General features: G+C 28.5%; 26 protein-coding genes, 3 tRNA genes and 1 other annotated feature. Of the genes, 24 read left to right on the forward strand and 5 right to left on the reverse strand.

What is annotated here, in order from left to right; translation table 11 throughout:
- Positions 1-86 precede the first annotated feature (86 nt).
- The 4 genes from recG to FMG_RS03680 all read left to right on the forward strand — a co-directional run bounded on the left by recG (position 87) and on the right by FMG_RS03680 (position 3723).
- The gene (recG, locus tag FMG_RS03665) at positions 87-2123 is read left to right on the forward strand and encodes an ATP-dependent DNA helicase RecG (protein WP_012290561.1); all 2037 of its coding nucleotides are present in this window, start codon (positions 87-89) and stop codon (positions 2121-2123) included.
- An 8-nt stretch (positions 2124-2131) separates the two neighbouring features.
- Positions 2132-2692: a 16S rRNA (guanine(966)-N(2))-methyltransferase RsmD gene (rsmD, locus tag FMG_RS03670; RefSeq protein ID WP_012290562.1), complete on the forward strand. Its 561-nt coding sequence runs from the start codon at positions 2132-2134 to the stop codon at positions 2690-2692.
- Complete coding sequence (gene coaD, locus FMG_RS03675; RefSeq protein WP_002841696.1) at positions 2685-3173, forward strand: pantetheine-phosphate adenylyltransferase; 489 nt, start codon at positions 2685-2687, stop codon at positions 3171-3173. Before rsmD ends, coaD begins: the two co-directional genes overlap by 8 nt.
- Before the next feature lie 76 nt (positions 3174-3249).
- The gene (locus FMG_RS03680; RefSeq protein WP_002838280.1) at positions 3250-3723 is read left to right on the forward strand and encodes a hypothetical protein; all 474 of its coding nucleotides are present in this window, start codon (positions 3250-3252) and stop codon (positions 3721-3723) included.
- 40 nt (positions 3724-3763) lie between these two features.
- Here FMG_RS03680 and FMG_RS03685 read toward each other — a convergent pair whose 3' ends face one another.
- Together FMG_RS03685 and FMG_RS03690 are read right to left on the reverse strand one after the other, a co-directional pair.
- Positions 3764-4183: a flavodoxin gene (locus FMG_RS03685; RefSeq protein ID WP_012290563.1), complete on the reverse strand. Its 420-nt coding sequence runs from the start codon at positions 4181-4183 to the stop codon at positions 3764-3766.
- A gap of 3 nt (positions 4184-4186) precedes the next feature.
- Entirely contained in the window at positions 4187-4732 is a 546-nt protein-coding gene (locus FMG_RS03690) for a DUF3793 family protein (RefSeq protein ID WP_002841693.1), read from the reverse strand.
- A 205-nt stretch (positions 4733-4937) separates the two neighbouring features.
- On the opposite strand from FMG_RS03690, the gene secG reads away from it, so the two are divergent.
- From secG to map, 4 genes are all read left to right on the forward strand, one after another.
- Entirely contained in the window at positions 4938-5162 is a 225-nt protein-coding gene (secG, locus tag FMG_RS03695; RefSeq protein ID WP_002838357.1) for a preprotein translocase subunit SecG, read from the forward strand.
- A 24-nt stretch (positions 5163-5186) separates the two neighbouring features.
- Positions 5187-7199, forward strand: a complete 2013-nt coding sequence (locus FMG_RS03700) for a sodium-translocating pyrophosphatase (protein ID WP_012290564.1) — start codon at positions 5187-5189, stop codon at positions 7197-7199.
- Between the two features lie 123 nt (positions 7200-7322).
- Entirely contained in the window at positions 7323-8666 is a 1344-nt protein-coding gene (locus FMG_RS03705; RefSeq protein WP_002838458.1) for a hemolysin family protein, read from the forward strand.
- Positions 8663-9418 carry a type I methionyl aminopeptidase gene (map, locus tag FMG_RS03710; protein WP_002838358.1) on the forward strand — a complete coding sequence of 252 codons (756 nt, stop codon included), beginning with the start codon at positions 8663-8665 and terminating at the stop codon, positions 9416-9418. Before FMG_RS03705 ends, map begins: the two co-directional genes overlap by 4 nt.
- Before the next feature lie 37 nt (positions 9419-9455).
- On the opposite strand, the gene FMG_RS03715 is transcribed toward map, so the two are convergent.
- Positions 9456-10601 (reverse strand): tRNA(Met) cytidine acetate ligase, encoded by a 1146-nt coding sequence (locus tag FMG_RS03715; protein ID WP_012290565.1) that lies wholly within the window; start codon positions 10599-10601, stop codon positions 9456-9458.
- Between the two features lie 86 nt (positions 10602-10687).
- Here FMG_RS03715 and FMG_RS03720 point away from each other — a divergent pair, with 86 nt between their 5' ends.
- The 15 genes from FMG_RS03720 (at position 10688) to rplT (ending at position 24689) form a co-directional block, all read left to right on the forward strand.
- Positions 10688-11128 (forward strand): hypothetical protein, encoded by a 441-nt coding sequence (locus FMG_RS03720; RefSeq protein WP_002838155.1) that lies wholly within the window; start codon positions 10688-10690, stop codon positions 11126-11128.
- Positions 11129-11186: 58 nt separating this feature from the next.
- Positions 11187-11828 carry a zinc dependent phospholipase C family protein gene (locus tag FMG_RS03725; protein ID WP_002839352.1) on the forward strand — a complete coding sequence of 214 codons (642 nt, stop codon included), beginning with the start codon at positions 11187-11189 and terminating at the stop codon, positions 11826-11828.
- 20 nt (positions 11829-11848) lie between these two features.
- Positions 11849-12574 (forward strand): hypothetical protein, encoded by a 726-nt coding sequence (locus tag FMG_RS03730; protein ID WP_002838325.1) that lies wholly within the window; start codon positions 11849-11851, stop codon positions 12572-12574.
- An 89-nt stretch (positions 12575-12663) separates the two neighbouring features.
- Positions 12664-12739 (forward strand) — tRNA-Phe (locus FMG_RS03735).
- Positions 12740-12747: 8 nt separating this feature from the next.
- Positions 12748-12822 (forward strand) — tRNA-Gly (locus tag FMG_RS03740).
- A 3-nt stretch (positions 12823-12825) separates the two neighbouring features.
- Positions 12826-12899: transfer RNA gene (locus tag FMG_RS03745), tRNA-Cys, on the forward strand.
- A gap of 51 nt (positions 12900-12950) precedes the next feature.
- Positions 12951-14081 (forward strand): DUF6873 family GME fold protein, encoded by a 1131-nt coding sequence (locus FMG_RS03750; RefSeq protein WP_012290566.1) that lies wholly within the window; start codon positions 12951-12953, stop codon positions 14079-14081.
- A gap of 13 nt (positions 14082-14094) precedes the next feature.
- Complete coding sequence (gene hisS, locus FMG_RS03755; protein WP_012290567.1) at positions 14095-15390, forward strand: histidine--tRNA ligase; 1296 nt, start codon at positions 14095-14097, stop codon at positions 15388-15390.
- A 195-nt stretch (positions 15391-15585) separates the two neighbouring features.
- Positions 15586-17490 (forward strand): threonine--tRNA ligase, encoded by a 1905-nt coding sequence (gene thrS, locus FMG_RS03760; protein ID WP_012290568.1) that lies wholly within the window; start codon positions 15586-15588, stop codon positions 17488-17490.
- A 75-nt stretch (positions 17491-17565) separates the two neighbouring features.
- A complete protein-coding gene (locus FMG_RS03765) occupies positions 17566-19293 on the forward strand; it encodes an ABC transporter ATP-binding protein (RefSeq protein WP_012290569.1) in 1728 nt (575 codons plus the stop codon).
- Positions 19283-21022: an ABC transporter ATP-binding protein gene (locus FMG_RS03770; RefSeq protein WP_012290570.1), complete on the forward strand. Its 1740-nt coding sequence runs from the start codon at positions 19283-19285 to the stop codon at positions 21020-21022. Before FMG_RS03765 ends, FMG_RS03770 begins: the two co-directional genes overlap by 11 nt.
- Positions 21023-21031: 9 nt before the next feature.
- Positions 21032-23434 (forward strand): phosphatidylglycerol lysyltransferase domain-containing protein, encoded by a 2403-nt coding sequence (locus tag FMG_RS03775; RefSeq protein ID WP_012290571.1) that lies wholly within the window; start codon positions 21032-21034, stop codon positions 23432-23434.
- 36 nt (positions 23435-23470) lie between these two features.
- Positions 23471-23582, forward strand: a sequence feature (ribosomal protein L20 leader region).
- Positions 23583-23605: 23 nt separating this feature from the next.
- Positions 23606-24112 (forward strand): translation initiation factor IF-3, encoded by a 507-nt coding sequence (gene infC / locus FMG_RS03780; RefSeq protein WP_002838237.1) that lies wholly within the window; start codon positions 23606-23608, stop codon positions 24110-24112.
- A gap of 13 nt (positions 24113-24125) precedes the next feature.
- The gene (rpmI, locus tag FMG_RS03785; RefSeq protein ID WP_002838103.1) at positions 24126-24317 is read left to right on the forward strand and encodes a 50S ribosomal protein L35; all 192 of its coding nucleotides are present in this window, start codon (positions 24126-24128) and stop codon (positions 24315-24317) included.
- A gap of 18 nt (positions 24318-24335) precedes the next feature.
- Positions 24336-24689: a 50S ribosomal protein L20 gene (gene rplT / locus FMG_RS03790; protein ID WP_002838114.1), complete on the forward strand. Its 354-nt coding sequence runs from the start codon at positions 24336-24338 to the stop codon at positions 24687-24689.
- Positions 24690-24720: 31 nt separating this feature from the next.
- Here the strand turns inward: rplT and FMG_RS03795 are convergent, their stop codons facing one another.
- Complete coding sequence (locus FMG_RS03795; RefSeq protein WP_002839054.1) at positions 24721-24996, reverse strand: GIY-YIG nuclease family protein; 276 nt, start codon at positions 24994-24996, stop codon at positions 24721-24723.
- Positions 24996-25613 (reverse strand): regulatory protein RecX, encoded by a 618-nt coding sequence (locus FMG_RS03800; protein ID WP_012290572.1) that lies wholly within the window; start codon positions 25611-25613, stop codon positions 24996-24998. The genes FMG_RS03795 and FMG_RS03800 overlap by 1 nt, the downstream gene beginning before the upstream one ends.
- A gap of 188 nt (positions 25614-25801) precedes the next feature.
- Between FMG_RS03800 and FMG_RS03805 the strand changes: the two genes are divergently transcribed.
- Entirely contained in the window at positions 25802-26041 is a 240-nt protein-coding gene (locus FMG_RS03805; protein WP_002838212.1) for a YdbC family protein, read from the forward strand.
- Positions 26042-26043 lie beyond the last annotated feature (2 nt).

Below are 26043 nucleotides of genomic sequence, written 5' to 3' on the forward strand. Positions count from 1 at the left end.
CCTTACAAAGAATAACAAATAATAGATCGATTTTATCGGTCTATTATTTGTATTACTAATGTAAGGATTTTTTTGTGTGGTGAATTATGCAATTATCAGAAATAAAAGGAATAGGAAAGAAAAAATTAGAAGTATTAAACTCTATGGGTATTATCAATATTAATGATTTGTTGAATTATTTTCCTTACAGATACGAAAACAGATCTATTATTAAAAACATTATTGATACGAGAGATGAAGAAAATTGTGTTATAAAGGTAAAGTTTATTTCTAAACCTATAACTAAATATTTAAGAAGAAATCTAAACTTAACAACTGCTATAGCATTTGATGATACTTCAAAAATTAGCGTGTCATGGTTTAATCAACCTTTTATTAGAAATCAAATTTTGCCAAATACAACTTATTATCTATATGGAAAGATACAAAGAGTCCAAAACCAATTTAAAATATCTTCACCAATATTAAGTAAAACTTTTGGCGGGAAATTGGGCATAATTTATCCAATTTACAAAGTTAAAAAAGGCATAACAAATAACGATATGATTAAGTTTGTTGATTTTGCTATTAAACATTGTATTGATGAAATAAAAAATGTTATTCCGTATAGTATGATTAAAAACTATGATATTGAAAATAAAAGAAATGCGATAAAAAACATTCATAAACCAGTTGATTACATGCAATTTAAAAGAGCTAGAACTGCTCTTGTTCTTGAAGAAGTTATTATAATGCAACTTGCAATGAAATCGATGAAAACATCACTCAACCAACAAAATTATATAAAACTTCAATCAGATGAAAGTATAAATATTTTCATAAATTCTTTAAAATTTGAACTTACAAAAGGACAACTTGAAGCAATAAAAGATATCGAAATGGACATGACATCTGAAAAGAGAATGAATAGACTGGTTCAAGGTGATGTTGGAAGTGGCAAGACAATAGTAGCGGAGGCAGCGATTTTTAAATCACATTCTAGTGGTTACCAATCTGCCTTTATGGCTCCTACAGATATATTAGCGACACAACATTATGAAAGCTTGTCAGAAGATTTTTCAAAATTTGGAATAAAAGTTTGCTTATTGAAATCTGACTTAACAAAATCAGAAAAAGATTTGGTTCTAAAAGGAATAAAATCAGGATATTTCGATGTTATAGTAGGAACCCATGCAATAATACAAGATTTTGTTGAATTTAAAAGACTTGGACTTGTAATTACTGATGAACAACATAGATTTGGAGTGGGTCAAAGAAAAAAAATTTCTGACAAAGGTCAAAATCCAGATGTTCTTGTAATGACAGCTACTCCAATTCCTAGAACTTTAGCACTTTCTTATTACGGAGATTTAGATATATCAACAATAAATGAAATGCCTAAAGGAAGAAAAATAATAGAAACATATTCTGTTGGCTTTAGCTACGAAAAAAGGATAGCGGATTTTATAAGAAAACAAGTTGATAATGGGTTTCAGGCATATATCGTTTGTCCATTGATAGAAGAATCTGAATCTTTAGAATTAGAAAATGTAACGGAACTTTACAATAGGCTTACTGGTGAATATTTTTCAGATATAAATGTTGGAATGTTACATGGAAAAATGAAATCCTCGGAAAAAGAAGAAACTATGAAAGATTTTGTAGACGGTAAAACAAAAATACTTGTATCTACAACTGTTATTGAGGTTGGAGTTAATGTTAGAAAAGCAAATGTAATAGTTATTTATAACGCTGAAAGATTTGGACTTTCACAACTTCATCAACTTAGGGGAAGAGTAGGTAGATCATCAGATCAATCATATTGTATACTTATCAATAAAGCACATTCTGATGAGCAAATGGAAAGAATGAATATTATGGTCAAGACAAATAGCGGATTTGAACTATCACAAAAAGATTTGATGATGAGAGGTAGTGGTGATTTATTAGGAACTAGACAATCAGGAATACCGCTTTTAAATATCGCAGATCTTGAAAAAGATTATGATTTGATAGAAAAAGCAGCGGTGATAACTGATTATATCTACACTAATGATTTGTTAAAAAATAAAGAATATAGTTATTTAAATGAAGAAATAAACAAATTTAAAGATAAATTATTAGAAAATGTTATTTTTAATTGAGGTGAGAAATGAAAGTTATTTCAGGAAAAATGAGAGGTATGAACTTAAATACTGATTTAGATAGATTTACAAGACCAACTGAAGGCAAAATAAAAGAAGCTATATTTAGCGTGATATTTCAGGTAAAACCAAATTCTAAAGCATTGGATTTATTTGCTGGAAGTGGAGCAGTTGGGATAGAATTCTTAAGTAGAGGTTGTGATTTGGTAGTATTTAGTGAAGCTTCTAGTGATAATATAAGATGCATCAATGAAAATATTGAACATACGAAATCACAAGAATTTACAAAAGTATTTAAGGGAGATTTTAAGAAAAATATATTGAATATCAAGAGGCAAGGAATAAAATTCGACTATGTTTTTATAGATCCTCCATACGAAAGACTAAATTATTACAAAGAATCAATTCAAATGCTCTTAGATAATGATATTTTGAATGATGATTGTCTTGTGATATTAGAATCAGAAAAAGAGTTGCCAGATGAATATTTTGGTTCTTTGAATTTGGAAAAGCAAAAACAATATGGAAAAAAGAAAAATATTTATTTTTTGAGGAAAGATAATGAATAAAACAAAAGTTTTATATCCAGGTAGTTTTGATCCGATAACAAATGGGCACATGGATATCATTGAAAGAAGCGCAAAGATTTTTGAAGAAGTAAATGTAGCTGTTGTAAAAAATATTCAAAAGAAAAGTACATTTACGCTAGAACAGAGAGTTGAAATGATTGAAAAAGCTTGTAAACATTTATCTAATGTAAAGATCCATCAATTTGAAGGATTGACTGTAGATTTTGCAAAACAAATAGGATGTAGTACAATTATAAGGGGACTACGTGCTGTAAGTGATTTTGAGTCAGAAATGCAAATGTCATTGGCTAATAAAAAGTTAAATGATGAATTAGAAACATTATTTCTAGTTGCAGATGGAAAGTATGCATTTCTTTCGTCTTCTATAGTAAGGGAGATAGCTTCATATGGCGCTGATATCTCAGAACTTGTTCCAGAAAATATCGTTGAGGATATAAAGCAAAGATTTAACGATAAATAAACGCTTTATCTTGAATTAATTTGATATTTTTATTATAATAATTATAAGAATAATTAGCTCAATGCGGGAGGGTTACATGGATATTATTAAATTAATAGAAGAAATGGAAGACATACTTGATGAAGCATCAACAGTTCCATTTTCTAAAAAGGTTATGGTAGAAAGAGAAGAACTTTTATCAGTTTTAAAAGACATGAGAGAAAATCTACCAGAAGAAATCAAACAAGCTCAATGGACTAATGCTGAAAAGAATAGAATTATTGATGAAGCTAACAGAGAGTCTGAAAATATTAGAACTCAAGCTTATAAAGAAGCTGAAAAAATTGACCAAGAAGCTCGTAACAGATTTGAAACAATGGTAAATGAACACGATGTTACTATTGCAGCTCAAAAAAACGCGGAAGAAATTACTTCTCAAGCCGAAAACAATGCTAGACTATTGAAGAGTCAATCTATTCAATATATCGATGAAATGTTAGAAACAACACAAGATAAATTACACAATTTATTGGATGAATTACAAGAAAATAGAAACGAATTAAAAGGCTAATAAAAAGCTTGGTAGTTATACTACCAAGCTTTTTTAAGTATTATTTTAATAAATTATCTGCGAACGTTTTGATGTCATTAGTAGAGTTTTCATCTGGTGCATCGTAACAAATTACAGTGTCAATAACATTTAAATTGTTTTTATCACATCTTTCTTTCCAAAATCCCATCCATTCGCCGTTGTTCCATTCGTATGATCCGAATAAGGCGATTTTTTTATCATTTAATTTATTTTCTAAATCTGAAAACATTGGTTCAAATGATGTATCCTCTAACTCTTCGTCTCCCATAGCAGGGCATCCGAAAGCAATTACATCGAAATTATCGATATTGCAGTTTTGATAATCATCACTAAAAACCATTTCAACTTTAGAACCCTTTGACTCACACTCATCTTTAATTATTTGAGCCATTTTTTCAGTGTTACCAGTTTGTGACCAGTACAAAATTAATAAATTCATAATTTACTCCTTAAAATAATTTATTATATCAAACAAGTTATTTCCTTGTAATGATAGTCTTTTTGTTATTTGCTTAGCGTAGTCATATTTTTTAAAAATATTTTTTGCTCTCTCAACATCAGAATATACTTTCCATTTTCCAGATATACATTCATTTTTTCCATTGTAATTTATAAATCCAAGCACATCTTCATATGGATACCCTAAGAAAAATCCGATTTCATGAGGGAATTCATTTTCAAGCAATCTTTTCTTTAAAAAATTTATGCTGCTATTAAAATTATCCACAGGATAACCATAACTTTCTAAAGCTTTTTTTAGCCTCTTATCATTATAGTTTTCTATTAAATTGTAATTTATTAAGTACAGCAATAACTTTTTTTCAGTTTGCTTTAAAATAATTAAACTAAAATTATATTCAGATAATTTTTCATTTAATTTTAATATGTCTTCAAATATGTTTTCTGTATAATCGACGTTTATCATATTTGCAAATTTGAGATTACTAAGTGTGGGATAACAATGTTCTAATAATATGTCTTGTAACATAACCACCTCTATAATAAGTATTGATAATTGATATCATAAAAATTATAGCACATGATTTCACAGAAATCAATATTGATTATCAATTAAATTGTAAGAAATTTGTGGTATAATATTTTTGTGCATTAATGGTATATGAAATATCTTGATAATATCGAATGTGTATGTTATATTTTATATATCAACTTAATTGAAATGAGGTGGATAAATGAAGACTGTTTTTTCAGTAATTTTAGTTCTTGCTAGTATCGTAATTATATTTGCGGTAATGAGTCAAGAAACTAAATCAGAAGGGATGGCAGCGTTAACAGGCGAAACTAATGTCGGAGGACACGGTGGAAGATTAACTAAGGATAATTATATCAACAGAGTCGTAGTTGTATCATCAGTTATATTCTTAGTTTCAGCTTTGGCGTTAGCATATATAAAATAATTTAATAGTTGAAAGGAGTAAATCATGGACAATATGTATTACTATTTAGCTATTGCAGCAGGTATTATCGCTTTATTATTTGCTGCAATAAAGTTTAGTAGCATAAGTAAAAAAGGTGCTGGTAATGAAAGAATGAAGGAGATATCTGGATTTATTCATGATGGAGCTATGGCTTATCTTTCTCGTCAATACAAAGCACTTATTATTTTTGTTGTTGTAGTATGCGTAATTTTAGGTGTTGCAATTGATTATAAGACAGCAATTTGCTTCTTAGCTGGTGCAATATTTAGTGTACTTGCTGGATATATTGGAATGCAAGCTGCTACAAAGGCAAACGTTAGGACAGCTAACTCAGCAAAAGAAGAAGGAATGAACGGAGCATTAAACGTTGCATTTTCAGGTGGAGCAGTAATGGGAATGTGCGTTGTTGGATTAGGAATTTTAGGTATAACTCTTTCTTATATTATTTTCCAAGACGCAGAAATAGTTACTGGATTTAGTTTTGGTGCTTCTTCTATAGCGTTGTTTGCCAGAGTTGGTGGCGGTATTTACACTAAAGCTGCCGATGTTGGTGCAGACTTGGTTGGTAAAGTAGAAGCAGGTATTCCTGAAGATGACCCTAGAAACCCTGCAGTAATCGCAGATAACGTTGGTGATAACGTAGGGGACGTTGCAGGTATGGGAGCTGACTTGTTTGAATCTTACGCTGGTAGTATTTTATCAGGGATTACATTAGGTTTATTAGCTTACAAAGAAGCAGGTGTGTCTTTTGCAATTGCAATAGCAGCTATAGGAGTCATTGCTTCTATTATAGGTGTATTTACAGTAAGGGGAGGAAAAGATCCTCAAAAATCTTTAAATACTGGTACTATTATTAGTTCTATTTTAGCAATCGCAGGATCATTCTTCTTATCAAGAACTATTCTTGGTAACAATAATGCGTTCTTCTCTGTTTTAGCAGGTATTTTAGTTGGATTGATAATTTCTCAATTTACAGAATATTACACATCTGAAGACAAAAAACCAGTTCAAAAAATAGCTGAAGAATCTGAAACAGGTTCATCTACTAACATTATTTCAGGATTAGCTACAGGTATGAAATCAACAACTGGCCCTATTATTGTTATAGCTATTGGTATAATTGTTTCATTCTTTGCATCAAATGGTGCAACTAATCCTACAGAAGGTTTATACGGTATTGCAGTAGCAGCTATTGGTATGTTGTCAACTTGTGGTATGACAATTGCTGTAGATGCTTACGGTCCAATAGCCGATAACGCTGGTGGTATTGCAGAAATGTGTGAATTACCAGAAGATGTTAGAAATATTACAGATAAATTAGACTCAGTTGGTAATACAACTGCAGCCATTGGTAAAGGATTTGCAATTGGTAGTGCTGCATTAACAGCTTTGGCACTATTTGCATCATACACTGCAGTTGTAGGATTAAAACAAATCAATGTAACAAGCCCTGAAGTAGTAGCTGGTATGTTCATTGGTGGTATGTTACCATTCTTATTCTCAGCGTTAACTATGGATGCTGTAGGAACTGCTGCAAATGATATGATTGTAGAAGTTAGAAGACAATTTAAAGAGTTCCCTGGAATAATGGAAGGAACTCAACAACCAGATTACAAAAAATGTGTTGATATTTCTACTGGAGCTGCATTAAGACAAATGATAGTACCTGGATTATTAGCTGTAATATGTCCTGTAATAATGGGATTTTTATTAGGTGCAGAAGCTCTAGGAGGACTTTTAGCAGGTTCACTTGTAACAGGCGTTTTAATGGCGATATTTATGTCAAACAGTGGTGGAGCATGGGATAATGCTAAGAAGTATATTGAATCAGGTCAACATGGTGGAAAAGGATCAGATGCTCATAAAGCAGCTGTTGTAGGAGATACTGTAGGGGACCCATTCAAAGACACATCAGGCCCATCATTAAATATCCTAATTAAATTGATGACAGTAGTTTCATTAGTATTTGCACCATTAATTGCTCAACATGGTGGAATAATATTAAATTTATTCTAAATAATAAAAAATTTTTTAAACGGAATGAAATCTGTACTTTACAGATACATTCCGTTTAATTTTGTTTTATTTTAATTCTAAATTATTGTATAATATTAGTATGTATAATTTTAGGAGGATTAAATGGACGAAGTCGGGCCCAATCTTTTTATAGAATTGGTAATTTTATTGGTACTCATAATAATTAATGCTTTTTTTTCAGCAAGTGAAATAGCTATAGTATCTTGTGACAAAAATAAGCTTAGAGCTATGAGTGAAGATGGTAATGATAAAGCAAAATTAGTTTTAGAACAATTTGAAAAACACACAAAATTTTTATCTACTATTCAGGTTATTTTAACTTACATTGGATTTGTTGCTGCTGCAATATGTTCCTCTAGTTTAAGTGGGAGTTTGAGTAAAAAATTAGTATTTTTAGGACTAAATAGCTCCTTGACTTATTGGTTATCGGTTTGTATAGTACTTTTAGTTTTGTCATTTTTGTATATTTTGTTTGGACAATTGATTCCGAAAAGGATTGCTTTAAGTGTTGCGGATTCTTTTGCACTATTTTCAATCAGTGCTGTAAAATTTGTTTATTTTATCTTGAAACCATTTGTTTTCTTACTTTCAAGGGCAACAAAGCTTATATTAAGTATAATTGGAATTAAAACCTTGAATGTTGAAAGCAAGATAACTGTTGAAGAAATAAAGTCAATGGTAGAAGTGGGAAAAGAACAAGGTATTATAAATTCAAATGAAAAAGACATGATTGATGCTGTTATAAACTTTAATGAAAAAACTGCTGAAGAAATTATGACAGCAAGGACAGAAGTTTTTGCTATCGATCTTGAAGATTGTATCGAAGATTACTTGGATAAATTAATGGAACTTAAATTTTCAAGAATTCCAATTTATGAAGGTGATATTGACAATATTCTAGGCATTATTTATATTAAAGACTATATGAGCGAAGCTTACAAACTTGGATTTAATAATGTAGATTTAAGAAAAATTTTGAAACCTGCGTATTTCATATCTGAAACTAAAAATATCAATGATTTATTTTCAGATATGAAAAAGAAGAGAATTCATATGGCAATACTAATTGATGAGTATGGTGGATTTTCAGGAATTGTATCAATGGAAGATTTGATTGAAGAGATAGTTGGAAATATTGAGGATGAATATGATCATGAGGCACCAGATATTGTTCAAGTAGATAAATTCAATTATATCGTGAAAGGAAGTACTTCTATAAAGGAAATTAATTCTAATATAGGACTTGAAATTGATGAACTCTCTGACGATTACGATACATTAGGCGGTATGCTAATAAATCGATTAGGATATATACCTGAAGATGGGTTTAAAAGGAAAATTGATATTGATGGAGTTTTGTACAATATAATTTTTGTAGAAGATAAAAGGATTAAAAAGGTAAAAATTACATTACCTAAGAACTTTTTTGAACAGGTGAGTAAATGATTATTATAAAAAATAAAGACGAAATAGAAAAAATGGACATTTCTGGAAATGTAATTTCGGGTATGCACGAAGCGTTAAGAGAATATGTTAAACCGGGATTAACTACAATGCAAGTCAATGATTTTTGCGAAAAATTTATTAGGAGCAAAGGAGCAATTCCTGCTCAAATTGGTTATGAAGGGTTCCCATATGCTACATGCTGCTGTGTCAATGACGAAATATGTCATGGATATCCATCTGATTATGTTTTAAAATCTGGAGATTTGCTAAAAGTAGATACAGTGGTTGAATTGAATGGCTGGATGAGCGATTCATGTTGGAGCTATGCCGTTGGTGAAGTTGATGAAGAAACTAAAAAGCTAATGGAAGTTACAAGAGAGTGCATGTACGAAGGAATTAAATTAGCCGTTATTGGCAATAGATTAGGTGATATCGGAGCAAGAATTCAATCTATTGCTGAAGCAAATGGTTATTCAGTAGTACGTGAATTTACAGGACATGGAATTGGTAGAGGCATGCATGAAGATCCAATGGTTCTTCATTACGGAAAAGAACACAGAGGTCTTAGATTACAAGAGGGAATGGTATTAACTATCGAACCAATGATAAATATGGGAACTCATAAGTTGAAAATTGATAAAAATGGATGGACAGCAAGAACTATTGATGGTAAAAAATCATGTCAATATGAGCATACACTAGCAATCACTAAGGATGGTCCAAGAATTTTGACAAAACAACAAGGACAATAAAAAAATAGAGAATATTTTGGGGTTACCCGAATATTCTCTATTTTTTTATTACTGGAAAATCATAAAAATCATTAACTTTTCTTGTCGAGTAAATTAGTCTACTGACTTTTATATCAAATTCAAATAACTTTTGGTAATCCTCTGATAATTTTGAAAAATCTCTGATCAATGAACAAATTTTACAATTTTTATTAATCATAGATAAATCGAATTTTTTATTAAATCCTAATAAACGGATTGCCTCGATGTCTTTTTTCAAGATATCATCGACAAATTTTTTATCAACTTCTAAAATATAATTTAAAATCAATCTCTTAAGACGATTTTGCGAATACTTTCTATTTTTAATATTTTTAAATAAGGCATGATAATTTTTGTCGAGGCCTTTTGTTAAAAGATTTTCTAAACCTTTCTCATATCCTGTAATATTATCTAATTTATATTTTTCTATTAGCAACTTATATGATAATATATCCAATAGCTTTTTATTAACTTCAATATAACTGTTTTTTAGAAATTCATACGTTAAAGTTGGAATTTTGCTTTCGTATTGATCTAATAATTCTATATTACTTCTAATAGAAGATGCGCTATAAGATATATTTTCAATAGAATTTGAATTATAATCGCTGTTAATCCTTTTAATTGGAAGTATTTTACAATTAGAGTTTATTTTATCTAATGATTTTATATACTCCAATGCAAGAATATTGTTTGATCTGAATATTTCATCGGAATAATCCATATAGTTTTGTTTTGAAAATTCCATTATACTTTTGTTATATGAAAGATTTTTATTATCACAAATAAATTGCTCAATGTTATCATTGTTTTCTAGAAGAAAATTTTTAAAAGAAATAAGATCTTCGATTTCTGATTCAATTCCAAAGGATACGTAGTCGCATCCAATAGCATCAATGATTTTAATAGCATAATATCCAAAATTTTGTGCTGATTGTAATGAGAATACAGAAGGAATTTCAATCACACAGTCTATTCCATATTCCAAAGCAATTTTAGTTTTATAAAGTTTGTCTAAAACAGAAAACTCTCCACGTTGTACTACATTACCGCTCATAATTGTAATTATGTTAGCTTTTGGAAAAACTTTCTTGATTTTTTTTATTTGATGTAAATGACCAAAATGAAACGGATTGTATTCACATACTATAGCAATATTCATAATTTTCTAATCCTTTCATATACTTTTTTCTTATGTTGTATTATAATTGATATTGGTAATATAGTAAATAAAAAGGGGTAGATTTTATGGATATAAGATTTGTTAAAGGCAATATTTTTGAGCTACAAAGTGATGCAATTTTATATTTTATAGAAAACTCACTTCTAGAAGAGAATTCAAAAAAATTAGTTGAAAAAGCTGGAGAAAGAATTTTGGAGCCTCTTACAAAAATAAGTGGGATAGAAAAAGGTGAATGCAAAATTATTCCTGCTTTCAATTTAATATCGGATTATGTTATATTGGCAAATTTGCCAGAAAATTTAAAAGATTACAACAAAAATATTTTCAAAAACTTAATTTATAACGTTTTTTGCGAAATGAAAAAATTTGAAATACATTCTCTTAACATAGATTATTCTTTTTTAACTGAAAAATATTCTAGTGAATTTGTTAATCTGATAAATGAAGTTATAGACGAGAAATCATTGAGAATTAGCGATTTTCTTGTGTTTATGTGCAAAAGTTAAGAATTGACTTTTAACTTAAATTACTCTAAAATAATAATATGTCCAATGACGAAAGGTAGTGATTAATATTTTTCCGGAAACTCATAAGAGAATTGTTAGAGAAATAAATCAAGACATTAAGGATTCCTATGGAATCAATTTAAATATAAAAAAGTTAGAATGGGGAGCTGTTAGTCCAGATATTTTACCAAAATATAAGCTAATACGCCATTATAAAGAAGAAAGTATAAATTATATTGTTAAAGAAATTATCACTATAATTTATCTTTTTCAATTTACAGATTTAACAAGATTAAACTCATTGCAAAATAAGATTTTAAGTACAAAACTTGGAGTAATAAGTCATTATCTAAGTGATTATGTGTGCCTTCCACACGCAAAAAGATGGAGATGTAATCAGCATCTAAAAGATCACATGAATTACGAAAGAGTTTTGAATAAGATATCTCAAAATCATGTATTTAACAAAAAAGCAATAAAAACTAGTCGAATAAACATAGATAACGATGAATGCGTGATGTTAAAAACATTGGTTAAAAATTATATTGAAGATATAGTCGATGAATATAGCATGTCAGAAGGTAAAACTAGGGATTTGGACTTTGCGTATGGTTTGAATTATTCTATCTTCTGTTTTATTTTTGAAACCATTGAAATATTCTCTACAGAAAGATACTATCAAAAGTCCTTTGTTTTTTAAATATAATTAGGAGTACAGTTATGTATAAAGCTTACAACATGAACAATTTAAAGAAAAAGCTTGAAAAAAAATTTCTTTTTGAAGACGATTTATTAGCTTTATACTTAATGCTTGATATTGTTCAACAAGAAAACAAAATACAACCGTGTTATGTTAAATATAATGCTATTAATAAGATAAACAATGTTTTAAATAACCATCTTTCCTATAGAAATGATAAAGATAATATTATTAAAGCCGTTTTTGACTTAATCTCAGAAGATATTAATAAAATTGAGTTTACTTATTATCTTCAAGCATACACTGAAGGTTTCAATAATAAATATATAAGCGACGAACTAGAGTTTTATGTATTAAGGCATATTCCGGCATCAACAATAAAAAAATCAGATATTCTTCTTCACAATACTGAAAGTAGAAGTGCTAAATTTTTAAAAAGCAAAATGATTTGCTCTATTAAAAACAAATCAAATGCTTTTAGAGTACAGGATTCAATAATAGATAATTATTGCGAAAATATTTTAAAAGACAAAATATTTAGCATTAATAGCAAAATGGATAAACAATTGGTTATGAAATCTATTAACGACAGTATTGTGATTTCTGAAGAAAAATTTTTGAATATGTGGCAATTAGAAAATTTGTACAAAAAAATTGTTAAAACTTTGAAAAATGTTTTAAATAATTCAATAGAAGATGCATTGTGGTATGGGTTGAATGACAGAGTATTGCAAAGGTATAAGTAATTTGTAAAGTTAGGTTTAAATTGTTGTAAAAAAATTTGACAAAACAAATTTAATAGTTTATACTTATTAAGTAATGTTTGATACATTAAGCCCAGATAGCTCAGTCGGTAGAGCAAAGGACTGAAAATCCTTGTGTCGCTGGTTCGATTCCGGCTCTGGGCACCAAAATGTGTGCGGAAGTGGCTCAGTGGTAGAGCATCGCCTTGCCAAGGCGAGGGTCGCGAGTTCGAGTCTCGTCTTCCGCTCCATATGGCGACATAGCCAAGTGGTAAGGCAGAGGTCTGCAACACCTTCACCCCCAGTTCAAATCTGGGTGTCGCCTCCAAAGGAAAGTTTATTATAGACTTTCCTTTTTTTTATATGCTAAGGAGTTATTATGATTTTTATTGATTTATTGAAAGATGAACACATCGAAGAGTTATCTGATTTTGTATATAAACTTAGAAACAATATCTTATGTCAAAATAAATTTGATTCAAATATAGCTAAGAATAGATCTACTATACTTAAATCTATGAAAAAACAAATACTAGAAAAAAATCATTTCGTGATTTACGAAGAGGATAAATTGATAGGATATATAGTGCTAGATTTTGAAGATAATGAATTAATTATTAATGAGATTTATTTTGATAAGATTAATAACTCAATACTTTTTAAGGTTTTTAGATTTTTAATGGATTATGCAGTTTCAAATTTATTTGATATAATTAAATTTAAGTTTAAAGGATTTATTTTTGATGAAATTATTAAAGAACATTTGGACAATCAAAATAGATTGGAAATAAGAAATGATATATTTGAAGAATTTCGTAAGAAATTTGCAATAGTTAGTTTTAAATCTAAGGATGGATTAATAAAGTTTTTGCAAGAGAGTAGTTACGATATTATTTACAGTTTTAATAGCAATAAATTGGATAAAAAAGTATGTGACCATGTCGATATGCAAATTAGAAAAATAAACGATAATACATTTGTTTGTTCCCAAGAGTCATATAATCATTACAGGGCATATCTTCCAAATTATATAACATTATACGTAACAGAATTTGATATATCAGATAAATATCCAAAAGATTGCTTGTTGAATAACTTTTCGATTAAGAATCATTTGATATGTAATAAAAAATCTATTGATCCTGTTATCTTGAAACTTCTTAAAGACGAGAAAATAATAATGGTAAATCAGGGATATTCCAAATGTTCAACTATAGTTACTAATCATTTTGTGATTACAAGTGATAAATCTATATTTAATAGTGTTCAGAAGGAACATATTGAGGCTTTTTTGATAGATTCTGGTGAAATAAAACTAGAAGGTTATGATACAGGATTTATTGGTGGAACTTGTGGATATAGTTCTGATTTGGGGCTTGTATTTTATGGTAATCTTGAAAAGTACAAATATAAAGAAAAACTTATTGATATTTTAAATAAAGAAAAGATAAAATATTATTATCCAAAAGATGATGATTTTATAGATCGTGGATCTATAATCTTTAATTAATAGGAGGTTAATTATGATTCAACCATCTACATTACCTGGAATGATGGAACTTCTTCCTGAAGACCAATTGGTATTTGATACAATTAAAAGAAAAATAGAAGATGTTTTTATTAAAAATGCATTTTTCTCTATTGATACACCAGCTATAGAAAAACTTGACGTTTTACTATCTAAAGGTGGAGGAGAAACTAGTAAGCAAGTTTTCAGAATTGACAATAGCAAAAAAAATCAAGGATTAAGATTTGACTTAACTGTGCCACTTGCAAAATATGTTTCAATGTACATGCAAGATTTAGCGTTCCCATTCAGAAGATATCAAATAGCAAAAGTTTACAGGGGAGAGAGAAATCAAAAGGGTCGCTACAAAGAATTTTATCAATGTGATATAGACATAATTGGAAATGAAAAATTAAGCTTATATAATGATGCAGAAATAGTAAAATGCATGTATGAAGCTTTAAAATCTATTGATGTTCCAGAGTTTGAATTTCAATTTAATAATAGAAAAATATTAAATGGATATTTTTCATACCTAGGCATCGATGATTTTGAATCATGTTTGCGAGTAATCGACAAGCTAGATAAAATCGGAATAGATAATGTAAAAGAAGAACTATCTAAAATAAATTTGGATGCATCAAAAATTGATACTTTATTAAAATTTTTAGAAATCGATGGAACTAACCAAGAAATAATTGAAAAACTTGAATCATTAAATATCGATAACGAGTTATTTACATGTGGAGTTAATGAATTAAAATTTGTGTATCAAGATATTTTATCATTGGGTGTAAATCCAGAAAATATTAAAATAAATTTATCTATAACAAGAGGACTTGATTACTATACGGGTTCTGTATTTGAAACATTTTTTAAAGATTACCGTGAGATAGGATCTATATGTTCTGGCGGAAGATATGATAGTTTAGCTAATAATTTTACTAAGAGTAAGTTGCCGGGAGTGGGCATGAGTATTGGATTGACTCGATTATTTTATCAACTTCAAGAATTAAATTTAGTAAAAGGAAAACAAACTAATTTTGATTGCATTATAATCCCTATGAAAGGTTACGAAAAAAACGCAGTAAAACTTATGAATGATTTGAGAAACTCTTCTGTAAAATGCATGAGTTATCTTGAAGATGATAAATTAAAAAAGAAATTTAATTATGCTGACAAATTATCTGTAAAATATGTTATAATAATAGGACAGGATGAAGTTGAGCAAAATAAATTCACTTTACGAAACATGGAAAATGGTAATCAAGAATTATTAGAACTTAACGAAATTATAGAAAAGTTAAAATAAAGGCTATGAAAAATCCCAGTAGGCATATAAGAACTTTCAGAGAGAGTAGAACTTAGGCTGAAATTCTATTTAAGAGATCAGTATGCTGAATACTAATTTGGAGCCGATTATTTAAATGAGAAAAAATTAGGGTGGAACCACGAGACACTTGTCCCTATCAGGGGATGAGGGTCTCTTTTTTATTAGGAGGTATTTATGTTTGAAGTAAAATTAAAAGATGGATCCGCAAAAGAATTTGATGGAGAAATAAGTTTATTAGATGTTTGCAAATCAATATCTGAAGGATTAGCAAGAGACTGCGTTGGAGCAGTTGTAGATGGTAAAATAATGGGATTAATGGAAACTATTGATTCTGATTGTGAAGTTCAATTCGTAAAATTTGATGATGATGAAGGAAAACAAGTTTTCTGGCATACTTCATCACACTTAATGGCCTATGCTATTCAAAGATTGTATCCGGGTACAAAATTTGCAATTGGTCCTTCAATTGATTCTGGATTCTATTATGATTTAGATACAGATCATAAATTTGTACCAGAAGATTTAGAAAAAATCGAAGCTGAAATGAAAAAAATAGTTAAAGAAAATCCTAAACTAGTAAGAGTTGAAATTTCTAGAAAAGAAGCATTGGAAAGATTCAAAAATGAAGGACAAGACTATAAAGTAGATTTAATAGAAAATTTTGATGAGGATGCTACAATTACTTTATATGAAATGGGAGACTTTGTGGATTTATGTAGAGGACCTCATTTATTGGATGTAAAAAATATTAAAGCATTTAAATTATTATCAATCGCAGGTGCATACTGGAGAGGCGACGAAAATAATAAGATGCTTCAAAGAATTTACGGTATTTCATTCCCTAAGAAAAAACTATTAGATGAATATTTGGATAGAATGGAAGAAGCTAAGAAAAGAGACCATAGAAAAATTGGTAAAGAAATGGGATTATTCTCAATTCAAGAAGAAGGACCAGGTTTTCCATTCTTCCATCCAAATGGGATGGTTGTTTTAAACGAATTAGAAAAATTCCTAAAAGAACAACTTTTAGAAAGAGGATATGGCCAAATTAAAACTCCTTTAATATTAAATGAACATTTATGGCATCAATCAGGACACTGGGACCATTACAAAGAAAATATGTATTTTACTAAAATAGATGGTGAAGATTATGCAATCAAACCAATGAACTGCCCAGGATCAATTTTAGTTTATAAAGATGAATTGCACAGCTATAGAGAGCTTCCAATTAAAGTAGCAGAATTAGGTCAAGTTCACCGTCATGAGTTATCAGGTGCATTACACGGTCTATTTAGAGTAAGAACTTTCGTGCAAGATGATGCTCACGTATTCTGCTTACCTGAACAAATAGAAGAAGAAGTTAGTAAGACAATTGATTTCTGTGATTACATTTATTCTAAATTTGGTTTTAAATATGAAGTTGAATTATCAACACGTCCTGAAGATTCAATGGGCTCAGACGAAGATTGGGACTTGGCAATAAGTTCTCTTAAGAATGCATTAGAACATAAAGGTCTCCCATACAAGATTAATGAAGGAGACGGTGCTTTCTACGGACCTAAAATAGATTTCCATTTGGAAGATGCAATTGGTAGAACTTGGCAATGTGGAACTATTCAATTAGATTTCCAAATGCCAGAAAGATTTGATATGACATACATTGCAAGTGACGGATCTAAAAAACGACCAGCAATGATTCATAGAGCTATTTTAGGTAGTGAAGAAAGATTTATGGGAATATTGATTGAACATTATGCAGGAAAATTCCCACTATGGTTGTCACCAGTTCAAGTAGAAATACTTCCTATTAGTGATAAATTTAATGATTATGCTTATGAATTACAACAAAAAATGAAAGCCCGTGGATTGAGAGTAAAAGTCGATGATAGAAGTGAAAAAATCGGACTTAAAATTAGAGAATCTCAATTGAAGAAAGTAAATTATTCATTAATAATTGGACAAAATGAAATTGATAATAATGAAGTATCAGTAAGAAAAAGAGATATTGGCGATGTAGGATCTAAAAACACTGATGAATTTATTAATGAATTAGTAGATGAATATCAAAATAGAAAATAATATTTAAAAATTTATTTTCAAATAAAAAATTTGCTCTGAGTTTTTCAGAGCAAATTTTTAATAGAAGGAGACAAAATGTACAAGAAATTTTATTGGTTTCTAAAATATTATAAAAACAAATTAATTCTTGCCGTTACATTTCTTTTATTAAGCGACCTAGTAGGATTAATTCCTCCGTATATTACTGGTAAGTTAACAGATAGAGTATTGAACGATTCTATAAAATTAAAGCCTTTTTTAATTATACTTTTAATAGATGTTTTAATAATAGGAATAAAATATTTTTTTGCGATGGGTTGGTGCTATTATACTTTCAGAGCATCAAATGAAATAGACTATGTAACAAGAAATAGATTAATGGATAAGTATTTAAACGAATCTATGAAATACTTTCAAACTTTTAAAACTGGAGAATTAATGAATAGGGCTACAGGAGATGTTAATAGTTTAAGTGATTTGATGGGATTCGGAACGCTTACTTTCTTTGATTCTACTGTGTTTCCTTTATTTATTATAATTATAATGATGGTCGTTGTTGACGTCCGTCTAACACTTGTTTCTATAATACCACTTCCCATATTAGCGTTTTTGTGTTTAAAAATTGGTAGGAAAATTCATGAAAAATATTCGATAGTACAATCTACATTTGATAAGTTAAACAATAGCGTACTGGAAGATGTTGAAGGAATAAGAATTATAAGGGTTTTTGGAATAAAAGATGCCAGATATTTTTCGTTTAAAAATCGATCAAAAATGTTAGTTCAAAAAAATATGGATGTTGTCAAATATAGAGCAATGATGGCTCCGTTTCAAAGAATAATTCCAGCAATAACTTTTGTTATAGCAATTGGCTACGGAAGCTATTTGATAAGTAAAAACGTAATTTCAGTTGGACAATTGGTTTCTTTTACTTATTATTTAAACATGCTAATATGGCCAATGTATGCGTTAGGTAATTTCATAAATGTATATCAACAAGCTGATGCGTCAATGGATAGAATCGATAATATACTAGACTATAAGGATGACTTGGATTTAAATGAAGATTATAAAAAAGTTAGTGAAATAGAAAGCGTAAAATTTGAAAATTATAGTTTTAAATATCCATACTCTGAGGAAAATGCACTTAAGGATATTTCATTTGAAATAAAAAAGAATATGAGAGTGGCTATTGTAGGGAAAACAGGATCAGGGAAATCTACTATTCTTAAGCAATTTTTATTCTTGTACCCTAGACAAGATGAGTTTAAAATCAATGGGAAAAACACTAATTTAATAAATCTAAAATCTGCAAGGGATAATATCGCTTATGTTTCTCAAAAGAGTATGATTTTTTCAGATACAATTAAAAACAATATAAAACTTTCGAAGATAGATGCTTCAGACGAAGAAGTTGTTAATGCATCTAAAAGTGCTGATATTTATAAAGATATTGTGAATTTTCCCGATGGTTTCGACACATTGTGTGGTGAAAATGGACTTTCATTATCCGGTGGTCAAAAGCAAAGAATTTCCATAGCTAGAGCTTTATTAAAAGATTCTAATTTGGTTGTTTTGGACGACTGCTTAAGTGCGTTGGATACGCAAACTGAGAAAAATATTCTTAGGGAATTAAAAAAGTTAAAAAAAACAGTCATCTTATCAACTCATAGATTAAATCAAATTGATGATTTTGATTTAATAATAGTATTAAAAGATGGTCATATAAGTGAAATGGGTACACATTCTGAACTTATGGAAAACAAACAATGGTATTATACTCAATATAATATCCAATTAGTGAGGGAAAGATATGAAGAGTAAATTAAGAAATAAATTTGTATCAGAAAAACTAAAAATGTATTCCATGAAGCAATCCAAAGAATTGTTGATCGGATTTGTATTTTCTTTTCTAAGAACTTCGATGGAAATTTTAGGACCAATTGTAATAGGATATGTATTAAATGAGTTTGTGGCTAAGAATAATATAGTAGGAAATTTTTTAACAATAATAAAATACTTGGCTATTTATTTGGTGATTTATGTTGCTTGTGGAATTTTTAGCAACTTAAGCATGATTTATTTTGAATTGGCAGCAAATAATGTGACTTATTTTGTGCAAAATGATATTTACAAACATATTAATGAACTGCCAATTGAATACTTTGATAATCTTGCGGCTGGAAGTATTGTTTCAAGAATTACTAATGACACTATGAGATTGAAAATTATGTTTCAATTAATATTAGCTGACATTGCAACAGCAGCAATAATGATAATTGCTATATATATTATGATGGTTGTAACAAATATTAAAGTTTCTCTTATGCTTTTGATTTTATTTCCTTTAGTATTCTTAATATTCTATGATTATAGGTACAAATCAGCAAAACATAACAAAAGGATTCGACATTTGGTAAGTAAGATTAATGCTAATATTAATGAAAATATTAATAATATGGAAATAATTCAAGCATTAAATGTTAAGAAAACTATAAAGGATAAATTCGACAAAATTAACAAAGAAATTTTCAGTAATAATTTGGCTCTTACAAAATTAAGAAGTTATGGTGGATACAGGGCGATTGACATAATTGGTTTATTATCAACGGTTATAATTTTATTCTATTTTGGATATGGCCAGATTACGAAGAACTATCCTGTGACGGTTGGCGGATTGTATATTATTATTGATTATACTTCAAAGATATTTTCTAATGTTAGCGTAATTGTTACAAGATTTGGAGATATGGAACAAGCTTATGCATCTGCAAGTCATATATTTGATATAATGAAATTAGATACAATTGAAAAATCAGATGGAGTAATTGATAAACTAGAAGGAAATATTGAATTTAAAAACGTGTATTTTGCCTACGATAAAAACGACGTATTAAAAAATGTTTCATTCAAAATTCCAAAATCAACCAGCGCTGCTTTTGTAGGAACTACAGGTAGTGGAAAATCTACTATATTGAATTTAATATTAAAATTTTACGATGTGAAAAGTGGCGAAATATTAGTTGATGGCGTAAATATCAATGATTTAAATGAAGATGTTTTAAGAGAAGACTTTGCTGTTGTATTACAAGATCCATTTCTTTTTGAAACAACATTAAAAGAAAATATAACCTTAGATAAAGATTATAGCGATGAAGAAGTAATCAATGCTCTCGAAGAATTGGGATGCTATACTTTATTAAAAAAAGGATTAAATGAGCAAATAAAAGAAAAAGGCTCAAATCTTTCGCAAGGGGAAAGACAATTGATATCTTTTGCAAGAGCTTATATTAGAAATCCTAGAGTATTAATTCTTGATGAAGCTACATCAAATATTGACACAGAAACAGAGCAAATTATTCAACAACCACTAGAAAAGTTAAAATATTCGAGAACTACATTGATAGTTGCTCACAGATTATCTACAATTAGAAATGTAGATAAGATTTTTGCATTATCAAATGGTAAAATAATTGAAAGCGGAACTCATGACGAGTTATTAGAAAAAGACGGATTTTATAAACAAATGTACGATGAACAATCAGCAAATTAAGGGGGATTAATGGATAAAAAACTAAAATACATTAGGACATTTTACACAATCATATTTACTATTATAGTGTTGTATATAGTTAGAAATAACTTTATTTTGCCAAGTCATATCTTTAAATATAAAATTTTCTTGAGCATGGAACAAAAAATTGAAAATCTAGTACTTGGAATACTTGTATTTTTTGTTTCATCTATTTCTTATTTTGTAGTTGATGAGAAATTTAACATTAAAAATTTAAAAAATTACTGGGCTCTAGAATCACTTAGAAAATTTATATGGATTAATGAGGTGGAATCAGTATTTAAAGAAGCAGACACCTACCAAAATAAAAAAATAAACAAGAGTATTTCTAATTTTATATCATTATCACTTATAAGTTTATTTACTATATTTTACATTAAGCCTGAATGGACTTTGTTTCTAATCTATTTATTTGTAATAGTTATTGCTGTATGTGTAATCTATTTTAAAAACAAATCACTATATTTTCTAGAGTATATTAGCATTGAGGATATAGGTTTTAAGAGAAAAATTTTATCGACATTATATGAGTTGATAGTTACAATTTGCAATATTATGTTTTTTGTATTTGTGATAAAACAATTTACTGACGTAAATTTTTCAAATTTAGTGCTGATTTATTGCGTTTCAAATGTTTTCGGTCAAATTAGTTTGATGCAAGATGGACTGGTAGTATCAGATTTATTACAAATTCATTTATTAAGCAAATTGATAGAACCTCGTGCTGCGATTATTGCTATTTTAATGTATAGAATGGTAAGTAGTGTTATACCTTGGATAATTTCATTAATTATGATTTTGCGAAGAATATATGATAACTACAATACTGATCAACACAAAAAGCAATTTGCGTTCAATATTTTATCAATTTTCACACTTATAGTTGGTATAATATTATGTTTAAGCGTTGCGACCCCATCAATTTTATTAAGAATTAAATTTTTAAGGAGATTCGTCAAGAAAGATGTATTGGTTTTGGCAAGATTTATAACTCTAACATCCGGTGGATTATTAATTTTGCTTTCACAAGGGATAAAAAAATCGGTGAAAAAATCTTTTTATATAGCTGAAACTGTATTAATTATTTCAGTTTTTTCAACTTTACTAAAAGGACTAGACATAGAAGAATCAATTATTACATTAATATTGGGCATTGTAATGTATATAATGAAAGATGGATTCACTGAAAAAGCAATAAAATTCAGAACAAAGTATTTTGCAAATACAATAATAAAATTATCGGCTGTCACAGTATTTTTCATATTCATTAGCAATAGTGTTCGCAAAGTAAACTTTTTGAGTTCACATAGAAAGTATTCTTTACATTATTTAGTTGAGAATAAAAAATTCATATTATTATATGTTTTATTTGTATTGATATTGTCTTATCTCGCTCAATATACAAGAACAAAAAAGATAACATTTAGTAAATTGACAGATGAAGATTTCTCTAAAATCGGTAAATTCTTAGGCGAATATGGAGGAAATGAGTTTAGTCATCTTGTTTATCTGAATGATAAAAATGTGTATTTTGACAAGACAAATACTGTAATGATAATGTATCGCCCAGTGCAAAACAGCGTTATAGTATTGGGAGACCCAATTGGAAAGAAAGAAAACTTTGTTGAAGCTATTAATGATTTTATAATTTATTGTAACGAATATCACATGAATGTATGTTTTTATGAAATAAATGGAGAAAATCTAGAATTATATTGCGATCAAGGATTTCGATTTGTAAAAGTTGGTCAAGATGCAACATTAAACTTAAATGAATTTTCTTTAGTTGGAAAGAAAAATAGAACATGGAGACATGTTATCAATAATTTTGATAAAGGAAATTATGAGTTTAAAGTTGAAGAGGCAACAGATAATCTTTTATCGCAAATGAAGGTTGTTTCAGATAAATGGCTTGGAAATAAAAATGAAATGGGTTTTAGTTTAGGATTTTTTGATGAAGACTATCTAAAAAGAACAAAAATTGCATGTATATATAAAGGCAATGAGTTACTTGCTTTTGCAAATCTTCAACCTTTTTACGATAACAAAACATTATCAATAGATTTAATGAGATATGATAGATCAAATGAAGATGGTTTGATGGATTTCATATTTATCAAGTTGATTTTGTGGGGTCAAGATAATAATTTTGAAAAATTTTATCTAGGTATGGCACCTTTATCTAAAGTTGGAGATAAGATTTATTCAAAGAAAAAAGAAAAGATTTTAAATATTGTTTACAATACTCAAAACAAGATATATAATTTTAAAGGCTTAAGAAACTATAAAGATAAATTTAAGCCTGATTGGTCAAATAAGTATATAGCATATACTTCAGACTTTAATTTACCATATATTTTAATTAATGTTGTAAATTCTAAGAAAAAATAGTTGACAAAGTGCTCATCATGGTATACAATATTTGTTGTTGATAAGTAGAGGTATCCGCTCTCACCTTATAATTTCGAATTCATAAGGTTAAAATTTAATTTGATTATTAATTTTTGGCGGGTATCTTTACCCGCCATTATTTTTTTGGAGGTGAATAATATAAAAGACTTAATGATTAATGAGGAGATAAGATCTTCTAAAGTTAGATTAATCGATGACGAAGGTGAACAAATAGGTGTAATTCCTATAAAAGAAGCTTTAAAAATGGCTGAAGATAAACATCTTGATTTGGTTAATGTAGCACCAAATGCTAAGCCACCTGTATGCAAAATATTAGATTATGGAAAATATAAATACGATGCATTAAAGAAGGAAAAAGAAGCAAAGAAAAATCAAAAAGTAATAAACGTAAAAGAAATAAGACTTTCACCAAATATTGAAAAGCACGACTTAGAAGTTAAAGCTAACCAAGCATCAAAGTTTTTAAGTAATGAAAACAGAGTTAAAGTTTCTGTTAGATTTAGAGGTAGAGAACTTGGTCATAAAGATTTGGGTAAAGAAGTTCTTGATAAATTTTATGAATTAACAAAAGATGTAGGACAAATAGAAAAGAAACCTTCTATGGAAGGTAGAATGATGATAATGTTTATGGGTCCTTTGACTGATAAAGATAATTAGAGGGGGAAATAATATGCCAAAAATGAAGACACATAGAGGTTCTGCTAAAAGATTTAGAAGAACTGGTACAGGTAAGTTAAGAAGATTTAAAGCTTATGCAAGTCACTTAACAGGTAAGAAATCTGCAAAGAGAATTAGAAACTTAAGAAAAGGCACAACAGTTAGCGAAGCAGATATGAAAAGAATCGATAAAATGATTCCTTAGTTAGAGGGGGAAATATAAATGGCTAGAATTAAACGTGGTACAAATAACAGAAAAAGACATAAAAAAGTATTAAAACAAGCTAAAGGATATTACGGCTCAAAACATACATTATTCAAAACTGCTAACCAAGCTGTTATGAAATCATTAGCTTATTCATATGTTGGAAGAAAAAGAAGAAAAAGAGATTTCAGAAAATTATGGATTGCTAGAATTAACGCGGCTACAAGAATGCACGATTTAAGCTACAGCAAGTTTATGCATGGCTTAAAAGTAGCAGGTGTTGATTTGAACAGAAAAGTTCTTGCAGACATGGCTGTTAGGGATGAAAAAGAATTTGCTAAATTAGTAGAATTAGCAAAAAATAATTTATAAAATAAAAAGCTTAAGTTGATTTATATCATACTTAAGCTTTTTTTAATATCTCATTAATTTCATTTTCATTTGAATTAATTAGTTTTAACTTATCGTCACGAGTTAGTTTTTTTGTTTTTATTTCTAATTTTAATGCATCACTTTTATTATCGATTTTTTTCATAAAAACATAGTTTACAGGAAGCCTTGCTCTTGTATATTTACTAGCTTTGCCATTATTATGCATTTTAATTCTTTTTGAAAAATCATTTGTAATACCTGTGTATAAACTTTTATCCGCACATTCTAAAATATATAAATAATACATTAATACATACCACTAATTTGTTTTGCAACATCATAACTGAAACCTTTTTGGAGTAAGAAGGTAAAAATTTTATTCTTTAGCTCGTAGCCTTCATATTTTTCTTTCCAAATGTTAATTTTAGTTTCAACTATTAGAGTAGCTTTGTCTAATTCCATATTGTACCCAAAAACTTCTTCTAAATAATCTTCATAAATTTTCTTATCTATACCTTTTTGATATAAATCGTTGATTATTCGTCTTTTACTGTAATTTGTAAGATTAATTTTATCGTTAATAAATATTTTTGCATAGTTATAATCGTCCAGTAAATCTAGATTTTTTAATTTAGTAATTACGTCATCAATAATTTCTGTGCTAAATTTCTTGGATTTTAATTTTGTAATTATTTCTTTTTCAGTTCGTAATTTATATGATAAAAAATTAAGGCTGATATCAAAAGCTTCTCCAAATTTTGATATGTTCAATAGGTGAGCATACAATTCATCATCTATTATCATTTCGTTATGAATTTTAAATTTTTCAAAGTCATTATAACTTAATAAAAAACTTTCTTTTGTATCAGTCTCAATTACAAACTTATCTTTTTTATCGTTGAACTCAATTTTTTGAATTATCATTTTATCTCATGTTCATTATTACATTGAGTATGAATGGAGCAACCATCATCGCTACTAGAATAATAGCTACAATTTGAGCTAATTTTTGTTTTTTCATGAAATTCACCTCTATGATATTCTAACACAAAAACATATATTTGCATATTTTAAAATAATGCTATAATATATTTATAAAAATGGAGGTAATTATGGCTGATTTAAAATTTGAAATAGTAGAAAGAATTGGAGTTTTATCCACAAAAGCTAACAATTGGAATAAGGAATTAAATATTGTTAAGTGGTCGGATTACGACGCAAAATATGATATTAGAGAATGGAATCCTGATCATACAAGAATGAGTAAGGGTCTTACATTTACGGAAGATGAATTAAGAGTATTACATGCATTAATTGAAGATGAATTAAAGCAATTAGATTCTGAAAAGTAGGA

This window comes from Finegoldia magna ATCC 29328, from assembly GCF_000010185.1.
GTDB classification, from domain to species: domain Bacteria; phylum Bacillota; class Clostridia; order Tissierellales; family Peptoniphilaceae; genus Finegoldia; species Finegoldia magna_H.